This is a genomic window from Bradyrhizobium sp. USDA 4506, assembly GCF_054058795.1.
In genome coordinates this window covers 4,704,128-4,718,041 of sequence record NZ_JBSSBM010000002.1, presented here as the reverse complement: position 1 = coordinate 4,718,041, position 13,914 = coordinate 4,704,128, and the positions used below count along the sequence as shown (strand labels likewise).

Sequence of the window (13,914 nt, the reverse complement as noted above, 5' to 3'; positions counted from 1 at the left end):
ATGATAGCGGACTCTCCTGATTTGGGGAGGATTGGCGATGGGTCGGCGCTTTGCTCCGCTGGAGCTTGATGAGGTGGAACGTGCTGAGTTGACATCGTTGGCGTCGCGTCGAAGCACTGCTCAGGCGTTGGCGCTGCGGGCTCGGATCGTCCTGGCCTGTGCTGAGGGCGAGCAGAGCAAGGTCGTGGCGGCCCGTTTGGCTGTCGATCCCGACACGGTCGGCAAATGGCGGCGGCGGTTCTCCGAGCATCGGCTTGAAGGTCTTTGGGACGAGCCGCGATCGGGGACGCCACGCACGATTGAGGATGCCCGGATCGAGGCGGTGATCGTTCGCACCCTTGAGACCCAGCCTCCCGGGGCCACCCACTGGAGTTCGCGCAGCATGGCGCGGGCCAGCGGGCTGTCAGTCTCAACAGTACAGCGTATATGGCGCGCTTTCGGCTTGCAGCCGCATCGGTTGGAGACCTTCAAGCTCTCAACCGACCCCGACTTTGTCGCCAAGGTTCGCGACATCGTCGGCCTTTACGTAGCTCCGCCCGAGCGCGCCATCGTACTGTGTGTCGATGAGAAGTCGCAAATCCAGGCGCTGGATCGCAGCCAGCCCATGCTGCCCATGCGACCTGGCCAGCCGGCGCGCCGTAGTCACGACTACAAACGCCATGGCGTCACCTCGCTGTTTGCCGCCCTCGACGTCGCAACCGGCCGGGTCATTGGCAAATGCTATGGACGCCATCGTGCCAAAGAGTTCCGCAAGTTTCTCGATGAGATCGAAGCTGCGGTTCCAGACGATCTGGACGTCCACCTCGTCATGGACAATTACGCAACCCACAAGACGCCGTTGATCCGCAACTGGCTGGCAAAGAGGCCGCGCTGGCACGTCCACCTGACGCCAACCAGTTCATCCTGGCTCAATCAGGTCGAACGCTTCTTTGCACTCATCACCGAGCGTAAGATTAGGCGCGGCATCTATCGCAGTGTGGCGGCGCTACGGGCCGAGATTGCCTCCTTCATCGACCATCACAACGCTGACCCAATGCCGTTCCGATGGACCAAATCAGCTGACGACATTCTCGGCTCAATCGAACGCTTCTGCGCTTACAATCTGCCCGCCAAGGCATAAAATGCCATGAACTTTTGGTTCAGGACACTAGATGAAATCGGCTCGATCTCCTCGCCGTCGCCGTCGGGACCGAACATGAAGCCGCAGACCACGAGCAGCGCCGCCAGCACGAAGCCCGCGATGACATGGAAGACGTGCGGCGCGATCATCTCGGGCCCGCATTGCAGGCAAGGGAAAGTCCACAGCAGCGCGAAGGCGATCGTCGTGACCGCGAGCCAGCGCCACAGCCGGATCCGGGCGAGGCCGAACGCCGCCGCCGTGACGATGGCGAGGTAGACATAGAGCGACCAGAAGTCGGGCTTGTCTGACGACACCAGGAGCGGCGTGACGAAGGCGCCGACGATGCCGAGCCCGGCCAGCGCGGGTCCGTGCAGCAGCGCGGCCGCCAGCGTGCCGAGCGCGACCATGCCGAGCAGGATGAAGGCGGTTGCCGGGGCGAGGAAGTCATACAGCGCGTAGGCGGCGTAGACGGTGGCGAATGCCACCGCGGTGCCGGCGGCGGTGAGGATCGCCGGGATGTTGGCGATCGGCAGCGCCGCGATGTTGGAGATGCTTTCCTGGCGCCTGGTCCATTCACCGGCGCCGAGCAGCGCCAGCGCAAACAATCCGCCGAGCATCGTGCGAACGCCGGGGCCGAGCAAACCGGCCTCGATCGAATAGCGCACCATGAAGAAGCCGCCGAGAGCGAGCGTCAGGCCGCCGATCCACACCACCCAGCGCGTGCCGAGCGTCTCCTCGAAGCCGGGCGCCGGCTGCGGCGGAGCTGGCGGCTCCGGCAGGGGCGGCGGTGCGGCGCCTGCAGCGTCCGCGGCTGGCTCGCTCTGCGCGGCCGGTTCGCCGGGAGCCGCCTCCGGGAGCGGTGGCGGCGCGACGGAAGGCGCCGTCGGCGGCGTCTGCTCGAACTCCTGCAGCGGAGTCAGCGGCGGCGGCATGGCCGTCCGCGCGGCGGCGCCGCCCGCGGCCTCGATCGCATCCAGGCGGCGCTGCAGCAGGTCGATCCGGCCCAGCGCCTTGCGCGCGAAAATGATCGCGACGATGGCGAGGACGAGCGTCAGGAAGTCGAACGGCGAATCGAACATTGGGCCTCCGGCAGGACGCGCCGGACTTGGCCAGCCGGCGGCCCGTCGCAACCTAGTAGTGCAGTGAGGAGGACCGGAAGTTCAAGCGATCGGGCGTGACCGGCCGCGCTTAGTCCAGATCGATGCGGAAGGGCCGGCCTTCGACGCTCATGCTGCCGGGACCCATCGCGTCGAGTGCACGCAGCATCCGGCCCTCGCGTCCCAGCGCCTTGTCGGCGAGGCTGACGATCAGCCGGTTGGGAGCCGCGATCGGCGAGGCCTCGCGGATCATCCGGGCGATGGACATTTCGTCGCGGTGCGGGTTGAGGGCGCAGACCGTCGCGAATGCGCTCGCGGTCGAGCGGCTGATGCCGGCGTAGCAATGCACCACCATCGGTGCTTGGCGATCCCAGCCGCGCACGAAGCTCAGCACCTTCTCGATATGCGACTCGTTGGGCGCAACGAAGCCGTCCATCTGTTCGATGATGTCGTCCATCGACACTTTCAGGTGGTTGGCCGGCAGCACGGAAGGCGGCCGCTGCACCTGGTCGACATTGGCCATCACGGTCAGCACATGGCTGGCGCCGGTGGCGCGAACCGTGTCGGAGAGTGCGGCAAGCGAGCAGACGTGAAGCATGATGATCCTTCTATCGGGGGTGCCGGACTATAACGGCTGCACCCGAACGGGCAAAGGCGGGGGTGCCATGCCGATTCGTCGTTTTGCGGCGCAACCAACGGCACGTTTTGCGGTGCCGCCCTACGAGGCGTGCAACGCCTTGAATCGCTCGAGAAACTGCTTTTCGGCCCGCGCTGCGGTCCATGGCGTCAGATAGTCGCGCTCGGTTGCTTCGGGCAGTTCCGGATCGCGGCCGAACAGCCGCTTGGCCTCGGCTTGCGAAAATCCCGCCAGATGCGTCGCCTCGAGATAGGCGGCGCCGCGATCGGCGGCCTTGATCTGCTGGGTGATCTCGTCCGCCAGCACGGCGGGCAGGCCGAAGCGGATATGGATCGCGCCGAGCAGCCGTTTCTCCACCGCTTTGTATTCGCCTGACAGCACCGCCTTGAACGGCGAGATCATGTCGCCGATGACATATTCCGGTGCGTCGTGCAGCAGTGCCGCGAGACGATGGCGGATGTCGACGCGCGGCATCTGCTGGCGCATCACGGCTTCGACCAGCAGCGTGTGCTGGGCCACCGAGAAGATGTGCGCCCCGCTGGTCTGGCCGTTCCAGCGCGCAACCCGCGCCAGTCCATGCGCGATGTCGACGATTTCGATATCGAGCGGCGACGGGTCGAGCAGGTCCAGCCGGCGTCCCGACAACATCCGCTGCCAGGCGCGGGTTGTCTCCGTCGATTTGCGCGCCGTCATTTCTTCTTGAGTCGCGGTGTGCGGAGCTTGCCGCTGCAGCTCTCGTGGCAGAAGCAGGTCACGAGGTGATCGTTGACCATGCCGGTCGCCTGCATGAAGGCGTAGACGATGGTGGGACCGACGAACTTGAAGCCGCGCGCGCCGAGCTCCTTGGAGACCTTGATCGAGACCGGCGTCGAGGCCGGCACGCTCGCGGTGGTCTTGAATTGATTGACCTTCGGCTTGCCGTCGACGAAGTCCCACATGAAATTCGAGAAGCCGGGGCCTTTCTCCATGATCTCCAGATAGCCCTTCGCACTCGCGACCGCGCCTTCGATCTTGGCGCGGTTACGGACGATGCCGGCGTCGTTCATCAGCGCGTGCACCTTCTTGGCGTTGTAGCGCGCGATCTTCTCGGGCTGGAAATCGTCGAAGGCTTTGCGGAAGTTCTCGCGCTTGCGCAGGATCGTGATCCAGGACAGACCGGCCTGGAAGCCGTCGAGGATCAGCTTTTCATAGAGCGCGCGGTCGTCATATTCCGGCACGCCCCATTCATTGTCGTGATAGGCGACGTAGAACGCATCCTCGCCCGGCCAAGGGCAGCGTGTCTTGCCGTCGGGGTGCAGTTGCGCGGTACGGCTCATGCGACGGTCTGCTTGGGTGTGATGCGGACGGCGTCAGGTTCGGCGAGGTGAATCGACAGCCCGCCCGCGGTCAGCGGCAGGCCGGCGTCGAGCGCATCGGCGACGCGGTCGATGCGGACCAGCGCGAGACCTTTCTCGCCGGCGGTTGAGCCGATGGTGCCGACCTGCTTGTCGCCAGCCAGGATGGTAGCGCCGGCTTCGGGCGCGGGGCCGTCGAGGACGATCTTCACCGTGCGGGTGCGCGCCGTGCCGCGGTGCTGCATGCGCGACACCACCTCCTGGCCGACATAACAGCCCTTGTCGAAATCGACGCCGTTGAGGCGATCCATATTGGTCTCGTGCGGGAAGGCGTCGCCATACATGAAGTCGAGCCCGCCGCGCGGCACGCCGGTGGTGATCCGATGCGCCTCGTAGGCGCTGGAGTCGACGAGATCGGCACCGATCAGCTCAGCGAGCTTCTGCTTCAAATCTTCCGGGATCAGGATGCGCCAGCCGAGCGCTGGGTTGCGCGGATCGGCGAACGCGAGATCCGGCGTCGCCGCCGGCTCGCCATCCCAAGCTGCCAGCACACCGAGGCTGTCGGACAGGTTCTCGACCACGACCTTGGCGCGCAGCTTGTAGAAGCCGAGCTTGTCGGCAAGGCCCTTGGCGAGCGCGCGCGGCGCGTCGATCAGGAAGCCGCCGCCATGACCTGAGGGTATCTCGGTGATCAGGAAATCGACGATGATCTTGCCTTGCGGCGTCAGCAGCGCGCCAAACCGGGCCTGTCCCGCGCGCAACTCGGCGATGTCGGCGGTGATGAGGCCGTTGAGGAAGTTGCGGGCGTCCTCGCCAGAGACCTTGACCACGCCCCGATCTGGAAGAAACGCTGCTTTCATTCGCAAATTGGCTCTTTTCCAAGTTCCTTGGGAAACGCGCAGGCCGCGATATCCCCTGCCAAGCTAAGGCGCTAGAGTGTGCCGAACAAGGCCCGCGCGACAGCCGAAAGCGGGCGTCGAGGACCGATGAATCAGCATTTTGACACCATTCTAAAATCCGGCACCGTGGTCAATCACGACGGCGAGGGCGTGCGCGATATCGGTATCGCGGGCGGCCGCATCGCCGCGATCGGCTCACTCAGTCAGGCCTCGGCCGGCGAGGTGATCGACTGCAAGGGCCTGCACATCCTGCCCGGCGTGATGGACACCCAGGTGCATTTCCGCGAGCCCGGGTTGACCCAGAAGGAAGACCTCGAGACCGGCTCGCGCAGCGCGGTGATGGGCGGGGTCACCGCCGTGTTCGAGATGCCGAACACCAATCCGCTGACGGTCACCGAAGCGGCCTTCACCGACAAGATCAAGCGCGGCCGCCATCGCATGCATTGCGATTTCGCGTTCTTCATCGGCGGCACCCGCGAGAACGTGCAGGATCTGCCGGAGCTCGAGCGCGCCCCGGGCTGCGCCGGCGTCAAGGTGTTCATCGGCTCCTCCACAGGCGCGCTGCTGGTCGAGGACGACGAGAGCCTGCGGCGGATCTTCCAGGTGATCCGGCGCCGCGCTGCGTTCCACGCCGAGGACGAATACCGTCTCAACGAGCGCAAGCCGCTGCGGATCGAGGGCGATGCTCGCTCGCATCCGGTGTGGCGCGACGAGACCGCGGCGCTGATGGCGACCGAGCGCCTGGTCAATCTCGCGCGCGAGACCGGCAAGCGCATCCACGTGCTGCACATCTCGACCAAGGAAGAGATTCTATACCTGCGTGACCACAAGGATGTCGCCTCCTGCGAGGCGACGCCGCACCACCTCACCATGGCCGCGCCGGAGTGCTACGAGCGGCTCGGCACACTGGCCCAGATGAACCCGCCGGTGCGCTCGGCCGATCACCGCGCCGGCATCTGGTACGGCATCGAGCAGGGCATCATCGACGTGCTCGGCTCGGATCACGCGCCGCATACGCTGGAGGAGAAGGCCAAGACCTATCCGGCCTCGCCGTCGGGCATGACCGGTGTGCAGACGCTGGTGCCGCTGATGCTCGATCACGTCAATGCCGGGCGGCTGTCGCTGGCTCGCTTCGTCGATCTCACCAGCGCGGGGCCTGCGCGCCTGTTCAACATCGCCCGCAAGGGCCGCATCGCGGCCGGTTACGATGCCGACTTCACAATCGTCGACCTGAAGCGCAGCGAGACCATCACCAACAAATGGATCGCCTCGCGCGCCGCCTGGACGCCTTATGACGGCGTGCGGGTGCAGGGCTGGCCGGTCGGCACCTTCGTGCGCGGCCGGCGGGTGATGTGGCAGGGCGAAGTCACGACGCCATCGACCGGCGAGCCGGTTCGGTTCCTCGAGACGCTGAAGCAGTAGGTTCGCGTTTGACGCGTTTTCTTGACGCGAACTGGCGACCCACTTCGCTCGAAAACGCTATCGTTTTACTGCTTGGCCAATGCCAGCGAGAACTCGCCGTTGCGCACGCGCGCGGCGAGGCCCTCGGCAAATTTCGCCACCGCGTCCTCGCCATAGGTGCCGACGAGCTCGGCGAGCGCCGCAAACAGGCTCGCCTGCGCGAGGCAGTCGCCATCGACGCCGTCGTGACGCGCTTCAGCCCAAGCCTCGTTCAGGTAGCCCAGCGCGGCCTGCTTCTGCTCGTGGTCGGGTCGCGGGTCTTGGTGATGGGGGAAGGACGCTGGATGGCGCATGAAACTCTGCAAATTGACTGCGCGCGGTCCGAGGAGCGAACCACTGCGACGTGCGAGATGTATCACGCATGCAGGTACCGCCTAGCCCACATCTTTCGAAAAGGTTAACGGCGGCCCCGGCATTTAAAGGGGAATTCCGGATATCCGGGCCGCGATCAGCCGAATGAGCTGTGGATATGGTCCAGCACCGCGCGCGGCGTGGCGCACAGATGGCTGGCGCCGGCCTCGGTCAGCTCCTCGGGCGTGCCGTAGCCATAGGTGACGCCGACCGCCCGGATGCCGTTTCGATTCGCCCCGATCACGTCGTGGCTGCGATCGCCGATCATCAGGGATTTGGCCGGATCGGCCCCGGTCTGCGCCAGCGCATAGGTGAGCAGGTCGACCTTGTTGACCCGGGTTCCGTCGAACTCCGAGCCGAACACGTGGTCGAAATAGCCGCCGAGGCCGAAATGCGCGATGATCCGCGTCGCGAACACATGCGGCTTCGAGGTCGCGACGAACATCCGGCCCGGTGCCCGGCGCAGCTCGGCCAGAACCTCCGCGATGTCGGGATAGACCGCGTTCTCGAACAGCCCGACATCGCCGAATCTTTCGCGGTAGAGCGCGACCGCGCGGTCGGCGAGCTCCTCGCCGCCGAGCAGCATCGCAAAGCTCGCCCTGAGCGGCGGCCCGATGCACCAGGTCAGTTCATCCTGCGAGGGAACCGGCCGGCCGAGCTTTTCCAGCGCGTACTGGATCGAGCCGGTGATGCCGGGCTTCGGGTCGGTCAGGGTGCCGTCGAGGTCGAAGAAGATCGCCCGTTCAGTTGGCATAGCGGGCCGTCAGGTCGCGCGAGATTTTCGAGCCCTCCTCGATGTAGCGGCGGATCGCCACGGTGGCCGCGGGCGTGCAGGTCCGGTAGGTCTGCTGGAAGCCGTTATAGCCGCGGTTGAAGCCTGCGATCATGCGGGCGCGGCGGTCGCCGGAGGGGGTCTCGGCATCGATCAGCGCCTGCATTTCGTTGCGCCATTTGGCGCCCTCGTTGGAGCCGCAGATGCCGCGCAGATAGTGCAGGGCGCCGAGGATCTCGGCCAGCCGCTGCAAATCGCCGTCGAACGGCGCAGCCGCGTCCTGCGCCCGGGCGGGCGTCGCAAGGCATGCCGACAACAGGATCACAAAAGCGAGAAAGGCTTTGATCATCGGGGTTCCGGAATGGCCGTGGTATGCCCCCTCAATGCGCCCGAGGCAAGGCGGCCGAGCCCCCCAAAGCCGCTAAAACGGGCCTCAAACCAGCCGCCGGGCGGCCGCAATCACCTCATGCAGGCCGCCGGTGACCTTGAGGTCGCCGATCTCCTCCGGCGCCAGCCATTTGAAATCGTCGTGCTCGTCGTTCAGGTGAGGCTCGCGGGACGCCCAGCGCGCCGCGAAGGTCATGATCAGATAGTGTCCGGTGCCGGGGCGGGTCGGCAGCACCTCGCGCCAGCCGGCGAGGCCGACGATCTCGACCTTGAGGCCGGTCTCCTCGTCGATCTCCCGGTGCAGGGCGGTATGCAGCGATTCGCCGAACTCGACCCGGCCGCCGGGCAGCGAATAGAAGCCCTTGCCGGGCGAGCGGGCGCGGCGCACCAGCAGCACCTTGTCGTCGCGGAAAATCACGCCTGACACGGCGAGCTGCGGGCGGATCGGAGGTTCGGGAGAGGTCAAGGTGATTGGCAGCCGGTTGTGAAGACCATCATGCCCGATATCTCAGGCGCCCGCCATGATGCTGTCGACATCGGCCTCTGCGGCGCCGTTGATGATGCCGGCGGTCTGCATCACCAGCGGCTTGACCCAGACGATCGCCTGCTCGGCGAGCGCGACCCGGCTCTTGTCCTGCTGCAATTGCCGCATCGCCGCCCCGACCTCGGTCAGGATCTTCGTCATGCTGTCGGTGAGCTGGTCGAATTCGGCCCGGATTGCGGCGTCCGCGGTCTCATAGGCCTCGATCGCGAGATCGCGTGCCCGGAAATTCGACGCGGTGAAATGCTCGGCATAGGACAGCGGCTGCCATTCGAGGAAATCGCTGGCGCATTCCGGCAGGTCTGGGACCATCTCCAGCAGCATGATGGCTTCGTTGAAGTGATTGAGGTAGTCGGTGGCAAGCCCGGTGCGGGGATTGATGTTGGCGGCGCGCAACAGCGCCGCCCGCGCCTCATCGGGGTACGTCGGTCGCGGGGAAGAGTCCGCTATGGCGGCCGTTGAGGTCATTGATCGCAGTCTTTAACGGTCCAAGTTAAGGCAGAATAAACGGATACCACTCTGGACGGCAAATGTGCGGACGCTTTGTCATAACCTCGCCGCCGGCGGCCTTGCGCGAGATGTTCGGCTATATCGAGCAGCCGAATTTTCCGCCACGGTATAATGTTGCGCCGACCCAGCCGATCCCGGTGGTGCTGCTGCAGAATGGCGGCCGGCATTTTCAATTGATGCGCTGGGGCCTGATCCCGTCGTGGGTCAAGGACCCCAGGACCTTCTCGCTCCTGATCAACGCGCGCTCCGAGACGGTGCGCGAGAAGCCGGCCTTCAAGAACGCGATCAAGCGGCGCCGGGCGCTGATCCCCGCCGACGGCTATTACGAATGGCAGGATGCCGGCGGCCGCAAGCGGCCGTTCTTCATCCATCGCCGCGACGGCCATCCGCTCGCCTTCGCCGCGCTTGCCGAGACCTGGATGGGGCCGAACGGCGAGGAGCAGGATACGGTCGCGATCGTCACTGCGCCGGCCAGTCCCGACCTCGCGCAATTGCATCACCGCGTGCCGGTCACGATCAGGCCCGAGCAATTCGCGCGCTGGCTCGACTGCCTGCCGAACGATGTCGACGACGTGATGCCGATGCTGAAGGGCCCCGAGGTCGGCGAGTTCGCCTGGCACCAGGTCACGATGCGCGTCAACGCGGTCGCCAATGACGATGCGCAATTTCTGCTGCCGATGACGGCGGAAGAAATCGCCGCGGAGGACGCGCCGCAGCCGAAGAAGGCCGCGCCGAGAAAGGCGCCTGTGCGGGAGGATGACGGGCAGGGGTCGTTGTTCTGAGGGCTCACTGAACCGGCGTGATGCAGCGCGGATTTGCGTCAGCTCTCTCCACATCGTCGTCCTGGCGAAAGCCAGGACCCATAACCACCGAATTTGCTTGTGAACGGGAACGCGGCCCCAGCGTCGCGCGACAATTGAGATTTGGGGTAATGGGTCCTGGCCTTCGCCAGGACGACGATGAAGATGGACCTCGATTCAACCGGTGCGCAATTGTGCACCTGAGGGCTCGCGCCAAGTGGCACGCTCCGGCATGACAGAGCCAGAGATCACCCCTTCACGTGTGCCACGCCCTCGATCTCGATCAGCATCTTCGGATTGGGCAGCGCCACCACCACGCAGGTGGTGCGTGCGGGGTAGGGGGCGGGGCCGAACGCGCCGGCATACAGCGCGTTCATCGTCGCGACGTCGCTGGAGCGCGTCAGCAGCACGTTGACCTTGACGAGATCGCGCATCGTCGCGCCCGCCTCGCTCAGCACGCGCTTGATATTGGTCACGACATTGGCGAACTGCGCCTCGAAGCCGTCGGGCAGCTCGCGATTGGCGTCAAAGCCGGGAATGCCGGAGATGAACAACAAATCGCCGACGCGGGCGCCGAACGAGAGTGGCGGCGCCTGGACGCCGGGCGGAGGGGGGAAGTGCTTGATTGTTGTCTTTTCAGTCATTGGGTCACCCGTCTGCGCGAGATGGAAGGGGAGAAGTTTCGATGGCGCGCGGCGCCGCGGCACGCCGGCGCCAAAGATTCCTGCCGAAGAGATTCTGGCCGATCATGCCGGCGAGCATCGCGACGACGAAGACCACGATCGGCAGCGAGAGGCCGGCGAGATTGACCAGTGCCGGCCCGGGGCAGATGCCGACGAGGCCCCAGCCGATGCCGAACAGCACCGCGCCGGCAACCAGCGGCGCATCGATGTCACGGCGGTCGGGCCAGAGGAAGCGCGCCGAGAAGGCGGGCGCGACGCGCCGCCGCGCGATCGCAAAGCCGGTTGCTGCGACCGCAACTGCGCCCGCCATCACGAAGGCGAGCGTCGCGTCCCACGCGCCGAACAGATCGAGGAAGCCGAGCACCTTCTGCGGATCGGTCATGCCGGAGATCAGAAGCCCTGCGCCGAAGATCAGGCCGCAGACAAAGCTTGCGAGAGGTGCCATCGCTAGCCTCCGATCCCGTGCCTGACGATTGCGACCGTCGCGATCGCCGTCAGCATGAAGATGCATGTTGCCACGATCGAACGGCCGGACAGCCGCGCGAAGCCGCAGACGCCGTGGCCCGAGGTGCAGCCATTGCCCATCCTTGTGCCGAATCCGACCAGCAGTCCCGCGATCGCGACCACCACAAGGCTCTCATTCATCGCCGGCCGCGGCAGCGGCGCGCCGAACAGCGCCGCAATCAGGGGCGCTCCGATCAGTCCCGCGATGAACGCGATGCGCCAGGAACGATCGGCGCTGCGGTCGGCGCTGCGGTCGGCGGTATCGGCCTGCAGCGCGCCGCCGACGATGCCGGTGACCCCGGCGATTCGCCCGATCAACAGCATCAAGAGCGCGGCGGCAAGCCCGATCAGCGCGCCGCCGGCAAGGCCGGAAAGTGGGGTGAAATCGTGCATCGATGCAGATCCTGTTGCGCAAACTCCTCAGCGATCCGGCAAAGCGGTGGGCGCGCATGCGCCAGTGGTCGCGCGGCTGCAGAGGCGATGATAGACTCCGCACCATCAGGAACAAGCGCAATCCCGCATGTTTCGCGGCATTTCAGCGATGCCGCCGGTCGGCTGGATTGCCGCGATTCGCTCTCACTTCGTCCGGAGAATCCCCCATGAAATTGCCATCCGTCGCCCGCGCCGCGCTGCTCGCGCTGGCGATGCTCACCGGAACGTCCGCCGCCCTGGCTGACGAGGGCGCGGTGACGCTCGTGATCTTCAAGGGCGGCTGGGTGTTCGGCGGCTCCGCCGGCAAGGGCGTCATGACCTTCCACGGCCAGACCTATGGGCTCACGGCCGGCGGGCTGGACTATGGGCTCGTGTTCGGCGGCTCGCAGACCACGCTGCAGGGGCGGGTGCGCAATATCCGCCGTCCGCAGGATATCAACGGCGTCTATGCCGCGGCGGGCATGGGCGTTGCGCTCGGCGCCGGCGTGCGCGGCATCCTCTTGACCAACCAGAACGGCGCGGTGCTCGAATTGAGCGGCAAGCAGGTCGGCCTGATGGCCAATGTCGATCTCAGCGGGCTTGCGATCACGTTGAAGGAATAAGCGTTCGGTCTCGTAGCGATCTCGTAGGATGGGTAGAGCCAAGCGAAACCCATCGACTTCGGTGCGCCGGGAGAGATGATGGGTTTCGCGGAGTTTATCATCGGGCCGCGCTTTGCGCGGACCCGTTGGCTCTACCGATCCTACGATCCTACGATTCCGTGATCCACTCGGCGAGTTCGCGCCACGGCTGTAAGGTCCAATGACCCGAGGCCGCGCCGGATGGCGACGGCAGCACGAACACTTCGGGAAAGCCATTCACCGATGGCTGCCGACCGAGCACGAGCGCGTTGGTCGGCCTGTTGTAGAACAGGCTCGCCGCCTTCCTGCTGGTGAAGGCGACGGTGTTCGGCCGATAGGTCTCGATCTTCGTCCGGAAGCCCGCCACGTCGAACGACTGCCTGTTGATTTCGTGATCCATCCCGGCGCCGGTCTTGGAGAGATCGGTGAAGCCGATGCCGAGCGCGAGCAGCGCCGCGAACTCGTCCGGCCGATAGCGCCGCGGCGTGATGCCGGCCTCATGCAGCGCACGCCAGAACCGGTTGCCGGGATGCGCGTAATAATGCCCGACGGCGGCTGACCGCGTGCTGGCCGCGGTGCCGACGAACACCAGGCGCAGATTGGCGCGGAGCTGGTCGGGGAGGCGGTGGGAATTGTTCGCGGGCATTCAAAAAAACAGGATGGAGCGTTAGTGGGAGGTGTAGCCCGCATGAGCGTAGCGATATGCGGGACGGAAACAAACCGGATGTCGCTTCGCTCATCCGGGCTACAGGCCATCGCCCTTGCATTGGACGATTGCATCACGCCGCCCGCAAAACCTTCATCGCAAATTGGCGCGAAGTTCGCGGACGCCTCTCCCCAAGCGCTCGCGCAGCAGCGTTCGCAGCGTGGCTCCGTCTTCATAGCCAACTTCGGCGGCGATCGCTTCGATGTCGAGGCCGCTGCCATGCAGCAGCGATTGCGCGCGCTCGACGCGAAGATCCTGGAAGTAGGACAGTGGTGATTTGCCGAGCACCGCTTCGCAGCGGCGCTGCAACGTGCGCGGGCTGGTCGCGAGCGCATCGGCCGCGTCCTGCAGCGAGAAGCCCTGTCTGAGATGCTCGCGGGCCCAGCGCTCGAAGCGCTGGATCAGCGGATCGGCCTGCGCCAGATGGTTCGGGATGATGAAGAGCGATTGCGACGAGCGCAGGTCCGCCAGCAGATAGCGCGAGACGACGGACGCCAATTCGGGGCTCACCTGCCGGATCAGCCAGAGCGCGAGATCGAGATGGCCCATCGCGGCACCTGCGGTGACGCCGATGCCGGAAGGAACGAGCATGCGCGCTTCATCGAGCCGGACATGCGGGTAACGCTGCCGGAAGAGCGGCGCGAGCCACCATGTCGTCGTCGCGTCCTGATGATCGAGCAGCCCGGTCTCCGCCACGATGAATGAACCGATGCAGGAGGCGGCGATCCGTGCGCCGCGTTCGTGCCACTGCACGAGTTGCTTCGTGGCTTGCTTCACGTCGCGCCGTTCGAGCGCGGGCACCAATTGCTCCGGCAGTCCCGTGTTGAGTGCGGGGACGACCACCCAATCCGGTTTGACGTCCGCCGTGACGGCCTTGACCGGAATCCCGAGGCCTTGGCCAGACCGCACCTTCTTGCGCATGCCATAGACCGAAACGTCAAAGCGAACCGTGCCGCCCATCTGCTGCCTGGAAAACTTGTCGGCGAGGGACAGGGCGTCGAGCATGGCCGTAAGCCCGGTGTCCCAAAGTCCCTCGAGCGCGAGGATCGCGATATTCATT

Annotated in this window: 18 protein-coding genes and 1 pseudogene; 4 read left to right on the top strand and 15 right to left on the bottom strand. The window is 65.7% G+C overall.

Translation table 11 applies throughout. The features are described 5' to 3' along the window. The first annotated feature begins 37 nt into the window (after positions 1 to 37). Positions 38 to 1,120: an IS630 family transposase gene (locus tag ACVIHF_RS24620; RefSeq protein ID WP_253604297.1), complete on the top strand. Its 1,083-nt coding sequence runs from the start codon at positions 38 to 40 to the stop codon at positions 1,118 to 1,120. Between the two features lie 20 nt (positions 1,121 to 1,140). Here the strand turns inward: ACVIHF_RS24620 and ACVIHF_RS24615 are convergent. From ACVIHF_RS24615 to ygfZ, 5 genes and pseudogenes are all read right to left on the bottom strand, one after another. Continuing rightward, positions 1,141 to 2,199: pseudogene (locus tag ACVIHF_RS24615) on the bottom strand (DUF2339 domain-containing protein); the annotation flags it as partial. 109 nt (positions 2,200 to 2,308) lie between these two features. Next, positions 2,309 to 2,815: a tyrosine phosphatase family protein gene (locus ACVIHF_RS24610; protein ID WP_028332625.1), complete on the bottom strand. Its 507-nt coding sequence runs from the start codon at positions 2,813 to 2,815 to the stop codon at positions 2,309 to 2,311. Between the two features lie 120 nt (positions 2,816 to 2,935). Then, the gene (locus tag ACVIHF_RS24605; protein ID WP_057014933.1) at positions 2,936 to 3,547 is read right to left on the bottom strand and encodes a YfbR-like 5'-deoxynucleotidase; all 612 of its coding nucleotides are present in this window, start codon (positions 3,545 to 3,547) and stop codon (positions 2,936 to 2,938) included. Next, a complete protein-coding gene (locus ACVIHF_RS24600) occupies positions 3,544 to 4,170 on the bottom strand; it encodes a DNA-3-methyladenine glycosylase I (protein WP_310883007.1) in 627 nt (208 codons plus the stop codon). Before ACVIHF_RS24600 ends, ACVIHF_RS24605 begins: the two co-directional genes overlap by 4 nt. After that, positions 4,167 to 5,048 (bottom strand): CAF17-like 4Fe-4S cluster assembly/insertion protein YgfZ, encoded by an 882-nt coding sequence (gene ygfZ / locus ACVIHF_RS24595; protein ID WP_310883008.1) that lies wholly within the window; start codon positions 5,046 to 5,048, stop codon positions 4,167 to 4,169. Before ygfZ ends, ACVIHF_RS24600 begins: the two co-directional genes overlap by 4 nt. Before the next feature lie 126 nt (positions 5,049 to 5,174). On the opposite strand from ygfZ, the gene ACVIHF_RS24590 reads away from it, so the two are divergent. Further along, positions 5,175 to 6,509 carry a dihydroorotase gene (locus ACVIHF_RS24590; RefSeq protein ID WP_456792669.1) on the top strand — a complete coding sequence of 445 codons (1,335 nt, stop codon included), beginning with the start codon at positions 5,175 to 5,177 and terminating at the stop codon, positions 6,507 to 6,509. Between the two features lie 65 nt (positions 6,510 to 6,574). On the opposite strand, the gene ACVIHF_RS24585 is transcribed toward ACVIHF_RS24590, so the two are convergent. The 5 genes from ACVIHF_RS24585 to ACVIHF_RS24565 all read right to left on the bottom strand — a co-directional run bounded on the left by ACVIHF_RS24585 (position 6,575) and on the right by ACVIHF_RS24565 (position 9,067). Then, positions 6,575 to 6,841: a hypothetical protein gene (locus tag ACVIHF_RS24585; protein WP_253607501.1), complete on the bottom strand. Its 267-nt coding sequence runs from the start codon at positions 6,839 to 6,841 to the stop codon at positions 6,575 to 6,577. A 155-nt stretch (positions 6,842 to 6,996) separates the two neighbouring features. After that, the gene (locus ACVIHF_RS24580) at positions 6,997 to 7,653 is read right to left on the bottom strand and encodes an HAD family hydrolase (protein ID WP_057014937.1); all 657 of its coding nucleotides are present in this window, start codon (positions 7,651 to 7,653) and stop codon (positions 6,997 to 6,999) included. Continuing rightward, positions 7,643 to 8,020 carry a TIGR02301 family protein gene (locus tag ACVIHF_RS24575; protein WP_310883010.1) on the bottom strand — a complete coding sequence of 126 codons (378 nt, stop codon included), beginning with the start codon at positions 8,018 to 8,020 and terminating at the stop codon, positions 7,643 to 7,645. Before ACVIHF_RS24575 ends, ACVIHF_RS24580 begins: the two co-directional genes overlap by 11 nt. An 84-nt stretch (positions 8,021 to 8,104) precedes the next feature. Further along, positions 8,105 to 8,524 (bottom strand): NUDIX hydrolase, encoded by a 420-nt coding sequence (locus ACVIHF_RS24570; protein WP_310883011.1) that lies wholly within the window; start codon positions 8,522 to 8,524, stop codon positions 8,105 to 8,107. Positions 8,525 to 8,566: 42 nt separating this feature from the next. Beyond that, complete coding sequence (locus tag ACVIHF_RS24565; RefSeq protein WP_057014940.1) at positions 8,567 to 9,067, bottom strand: hypothetical protein; 501 nt, start codon at positions 9,065 to 9,067, stop codon at positions 8,567 to 8,569. A 62-nt stretch (positions 9,068 to 9,129) separates the two neighbouring features. Between ACVIHF_RS24565 and ACVIHF_RS24560 the strand changes: the two genes are divergently transcribed. After that, on the top strand, positions 9,130 to 9,891 hold the full coding sequence (locus ACVIHF_RS24560; RefSeq protein WP_310883012.1) for an SOS response-associated peptidase: 762 nt from the start codon (positions 9,130 to 9,132) through the stop codon (positions 9,889 to 9,891). A gap of 266 nt (positions 9,892 to 10,157) precedes the next feature. On the opposite strand, the gene ACVIHF_RS24555 is transcribed toward ACVIHF_RS24560, so the two are convergent. From ACVIHF_RS24555 to ACVIHF_RS24545, 3 genes are read right to left on the bottom strand one after another with little or no spacing between them, the layout of a single operon-like run. Then, entirely contained in the window at positions 10,158 to 10,553 is a 396-nt protein-coding gene (locus ACVIHF_RS24555; protein ID WP_310883013.1) for a RidA family protein, read from the bottom strand. A gap of 4 nt (positions 10,554 to 10,557) precedes the next feature. Continuing rightward, complete coding sequence (locus ACVIHF_RS24550; protein ID WP_310883014.1) at positions 10,558 to 11,037, bottom strand: DUF6691 family protein; 480 nt, start codon at positions 11,035 to 11,037, stop codon at positions 10,558 to 10,560. A gap of 2 nt (positions 11,038 to 11,039) precedes the next feature. Continuing rightward, positions 11,040 to 11,489 (bottom strand): YeeE/YedE family protein, encoded by a 450-nt coding sequence (locus ACVIHF_RS24545; protein ID WP_310883015.1) that lies wholly within the window; start codon positions 11,487 to 11,489, stop codon positions 11,040 to 11,042. Between the two features lie 206 nt (positions 11,490 to 11,695). On the opposite strand from ACVIHF_RS24545, the gene ACVIHF_RS24540 reads away from it, so the two are divergent. Further along, a complete protein-coding gene (locus tag ACVIHF_RS24540; protein WP_028332611.1) occupies positions 11,696 to 12,130 on the top strand; it encodes a hypothetical protein in 435 nt (144 codons plus the stop codon). A gap of 148 nt (positions 12,131 to 12,278) precedes the next feature. Here the strand turns inward: ACVIHF_RS24540 and ACVIHF_RS24535 are convergent, their stop codons facing one another. Next, positions 12,279 to 12,794: a mismatch-specific DNA-glycosylase gene (locus ACVIHF_RS24535; protein WP_310883016.1), complete on the bottom strand. Its 516-nt coding sequence runs from the start codon at positions 12,792 to 12,794 to the stop codon at positions 12,279 to 12,281. 153 nt (positions 12,795 to 12,947) lie between these two features. After that, positions 12,948 to 13,913, bottom strand: a complete 966-nt coding sequence (locus tag ACVIHF_RS24530) for a GlxA family transcriptional regulator (RefSeq protein WP_310883017.1) — start codon at positions 13,911 to 13,913, stop codon at positions 12,948 to 12,950. Between the last annotated feature and the right edge of the window lies 1 nt (position 13,914).

Bases quoted from the DNA above. Each gene is read 5' to 3' on its own strand.
- ACVIHF_RS24620 (WP_253604297.1), top strand. From the start codon at position 38: ATGGGTCGGCGCTTTGCTCCGCTGGAGCTTGATGAGGTGGAACGTGCT.
- ACVIHF_RS24610 (WP_028332625.1), bottom strand. From the start codon at position 2,815: ATGCTTCACGTCTGCTCGCTTGCCGCACTCTCCGACACGGTTCGCGCC.
- ACVIHF_RS24605 (WP_057014933.1), bottom strand. From the start codon at position 3,547: ATGACGGCGCGCAAATCGACGGAGACAACCCGCGCCTGGCAGCGGATG.
- ACVIHF_RS24600 (WP_310883007.1), bottom strand. From the start codon at position 4,170: ATGAGCCGTACCGCGCAACTGCACCCCGACGGCAAGACACGCTGCCCT.
- ygfZ (WP_310883008.1), bottom strand. From the start codon at position 5,048: ATGAAAGCAGCGTTTCTTCCAGATCGGGGCGTGGTCAAGGTCTCTGGC.
- ACVIHF_RS24590 (WP_456792669.1), top strand. From the start codon at position 5,175: ATGAATCAGCATTTTGACACCATTCTAAAATCCGGCACCGTGGTCAAT.
- ACVIHF_RS24585 (WP_253607501.1), bottom strand. From the start codon at position 6,841: ATGCGCCATCCAGCGTCCTTCCCCCATCACCAAGACCCGCGACCCGAC.
- ACVIHF_RS24580 (WP_057014937.1), bottom strand. From the start codon at position 7,653: ATGCCAACTGAACGGGCGATCTTCTTCGACCTCGACGGCACCCTGACC.
- ACVIHF_RS24575 (WP_310883010.1), bottom strand. From the start codon at position 8,020: ATGATCAAAGCCTTTCTCGCTTTTGTGATCCTGTTGTCGGCATGCCTT.
- ACVIHF_RS24565 (WP_057014940.1), bottom strand. From the start codon at position 9,067: ATGACCTCAACGGCCGCCATAGCGGACTCTTCCCCGCGACCGACGTAC.
- ACVIHF_RS24560 (WP_310883012.1), top strand. From the start codon at position 9,130: ATGTGCGGACGCTTTGTCATAACCTCGCCGCCGGCGGCCTTGCGCGAG.
- ACVIHF_RS24555 (WP_310883013.1), bottom strand. From the start codon at position 10,553: ATGACTGAAAAGACAACAATCAAGCACTTCCCCCCTCCGCCCGGCGTC.
- ACVIHF_RS24550 (WP_310883014.1), bottom strand. From the start codon at position 11,037: ATGGCACCTCTCGCAAGCTTTGTCTGCGGCCTGATCTTCGGCGCAGGG.
- ACVIHF_RS24545 (WP_310883015.1), bottom strand. From the start codon at position 11,489: ATGCACGATTTCACCCCACTTTCCGGCCTTGCCGGCGGCGCGCTGATC.
- ACVIHF_RS24540 (WP_028332611.1), top strand. From the start codon at position 11,696: ATGAAATTGCCATCCGTCGCCCGCGCCGCGCTGCTCGCGCTGGCGATG.
- ACVIHF_RS24535 (WP_310883016.1), bottom strand. From the start codon at position 12,794: ATGCCCGCGAACAATTCCCACCGCCTCCCCGACCAGCTCCGCGCCAAT.
- ACVIHF_RS24530 (WP_310883017.1), bottom strand. From the start codon at position 13,913: ATGAATATCGCGATCCTCGCGCTCGAGGGACTTTGGGACACCGGGCTT.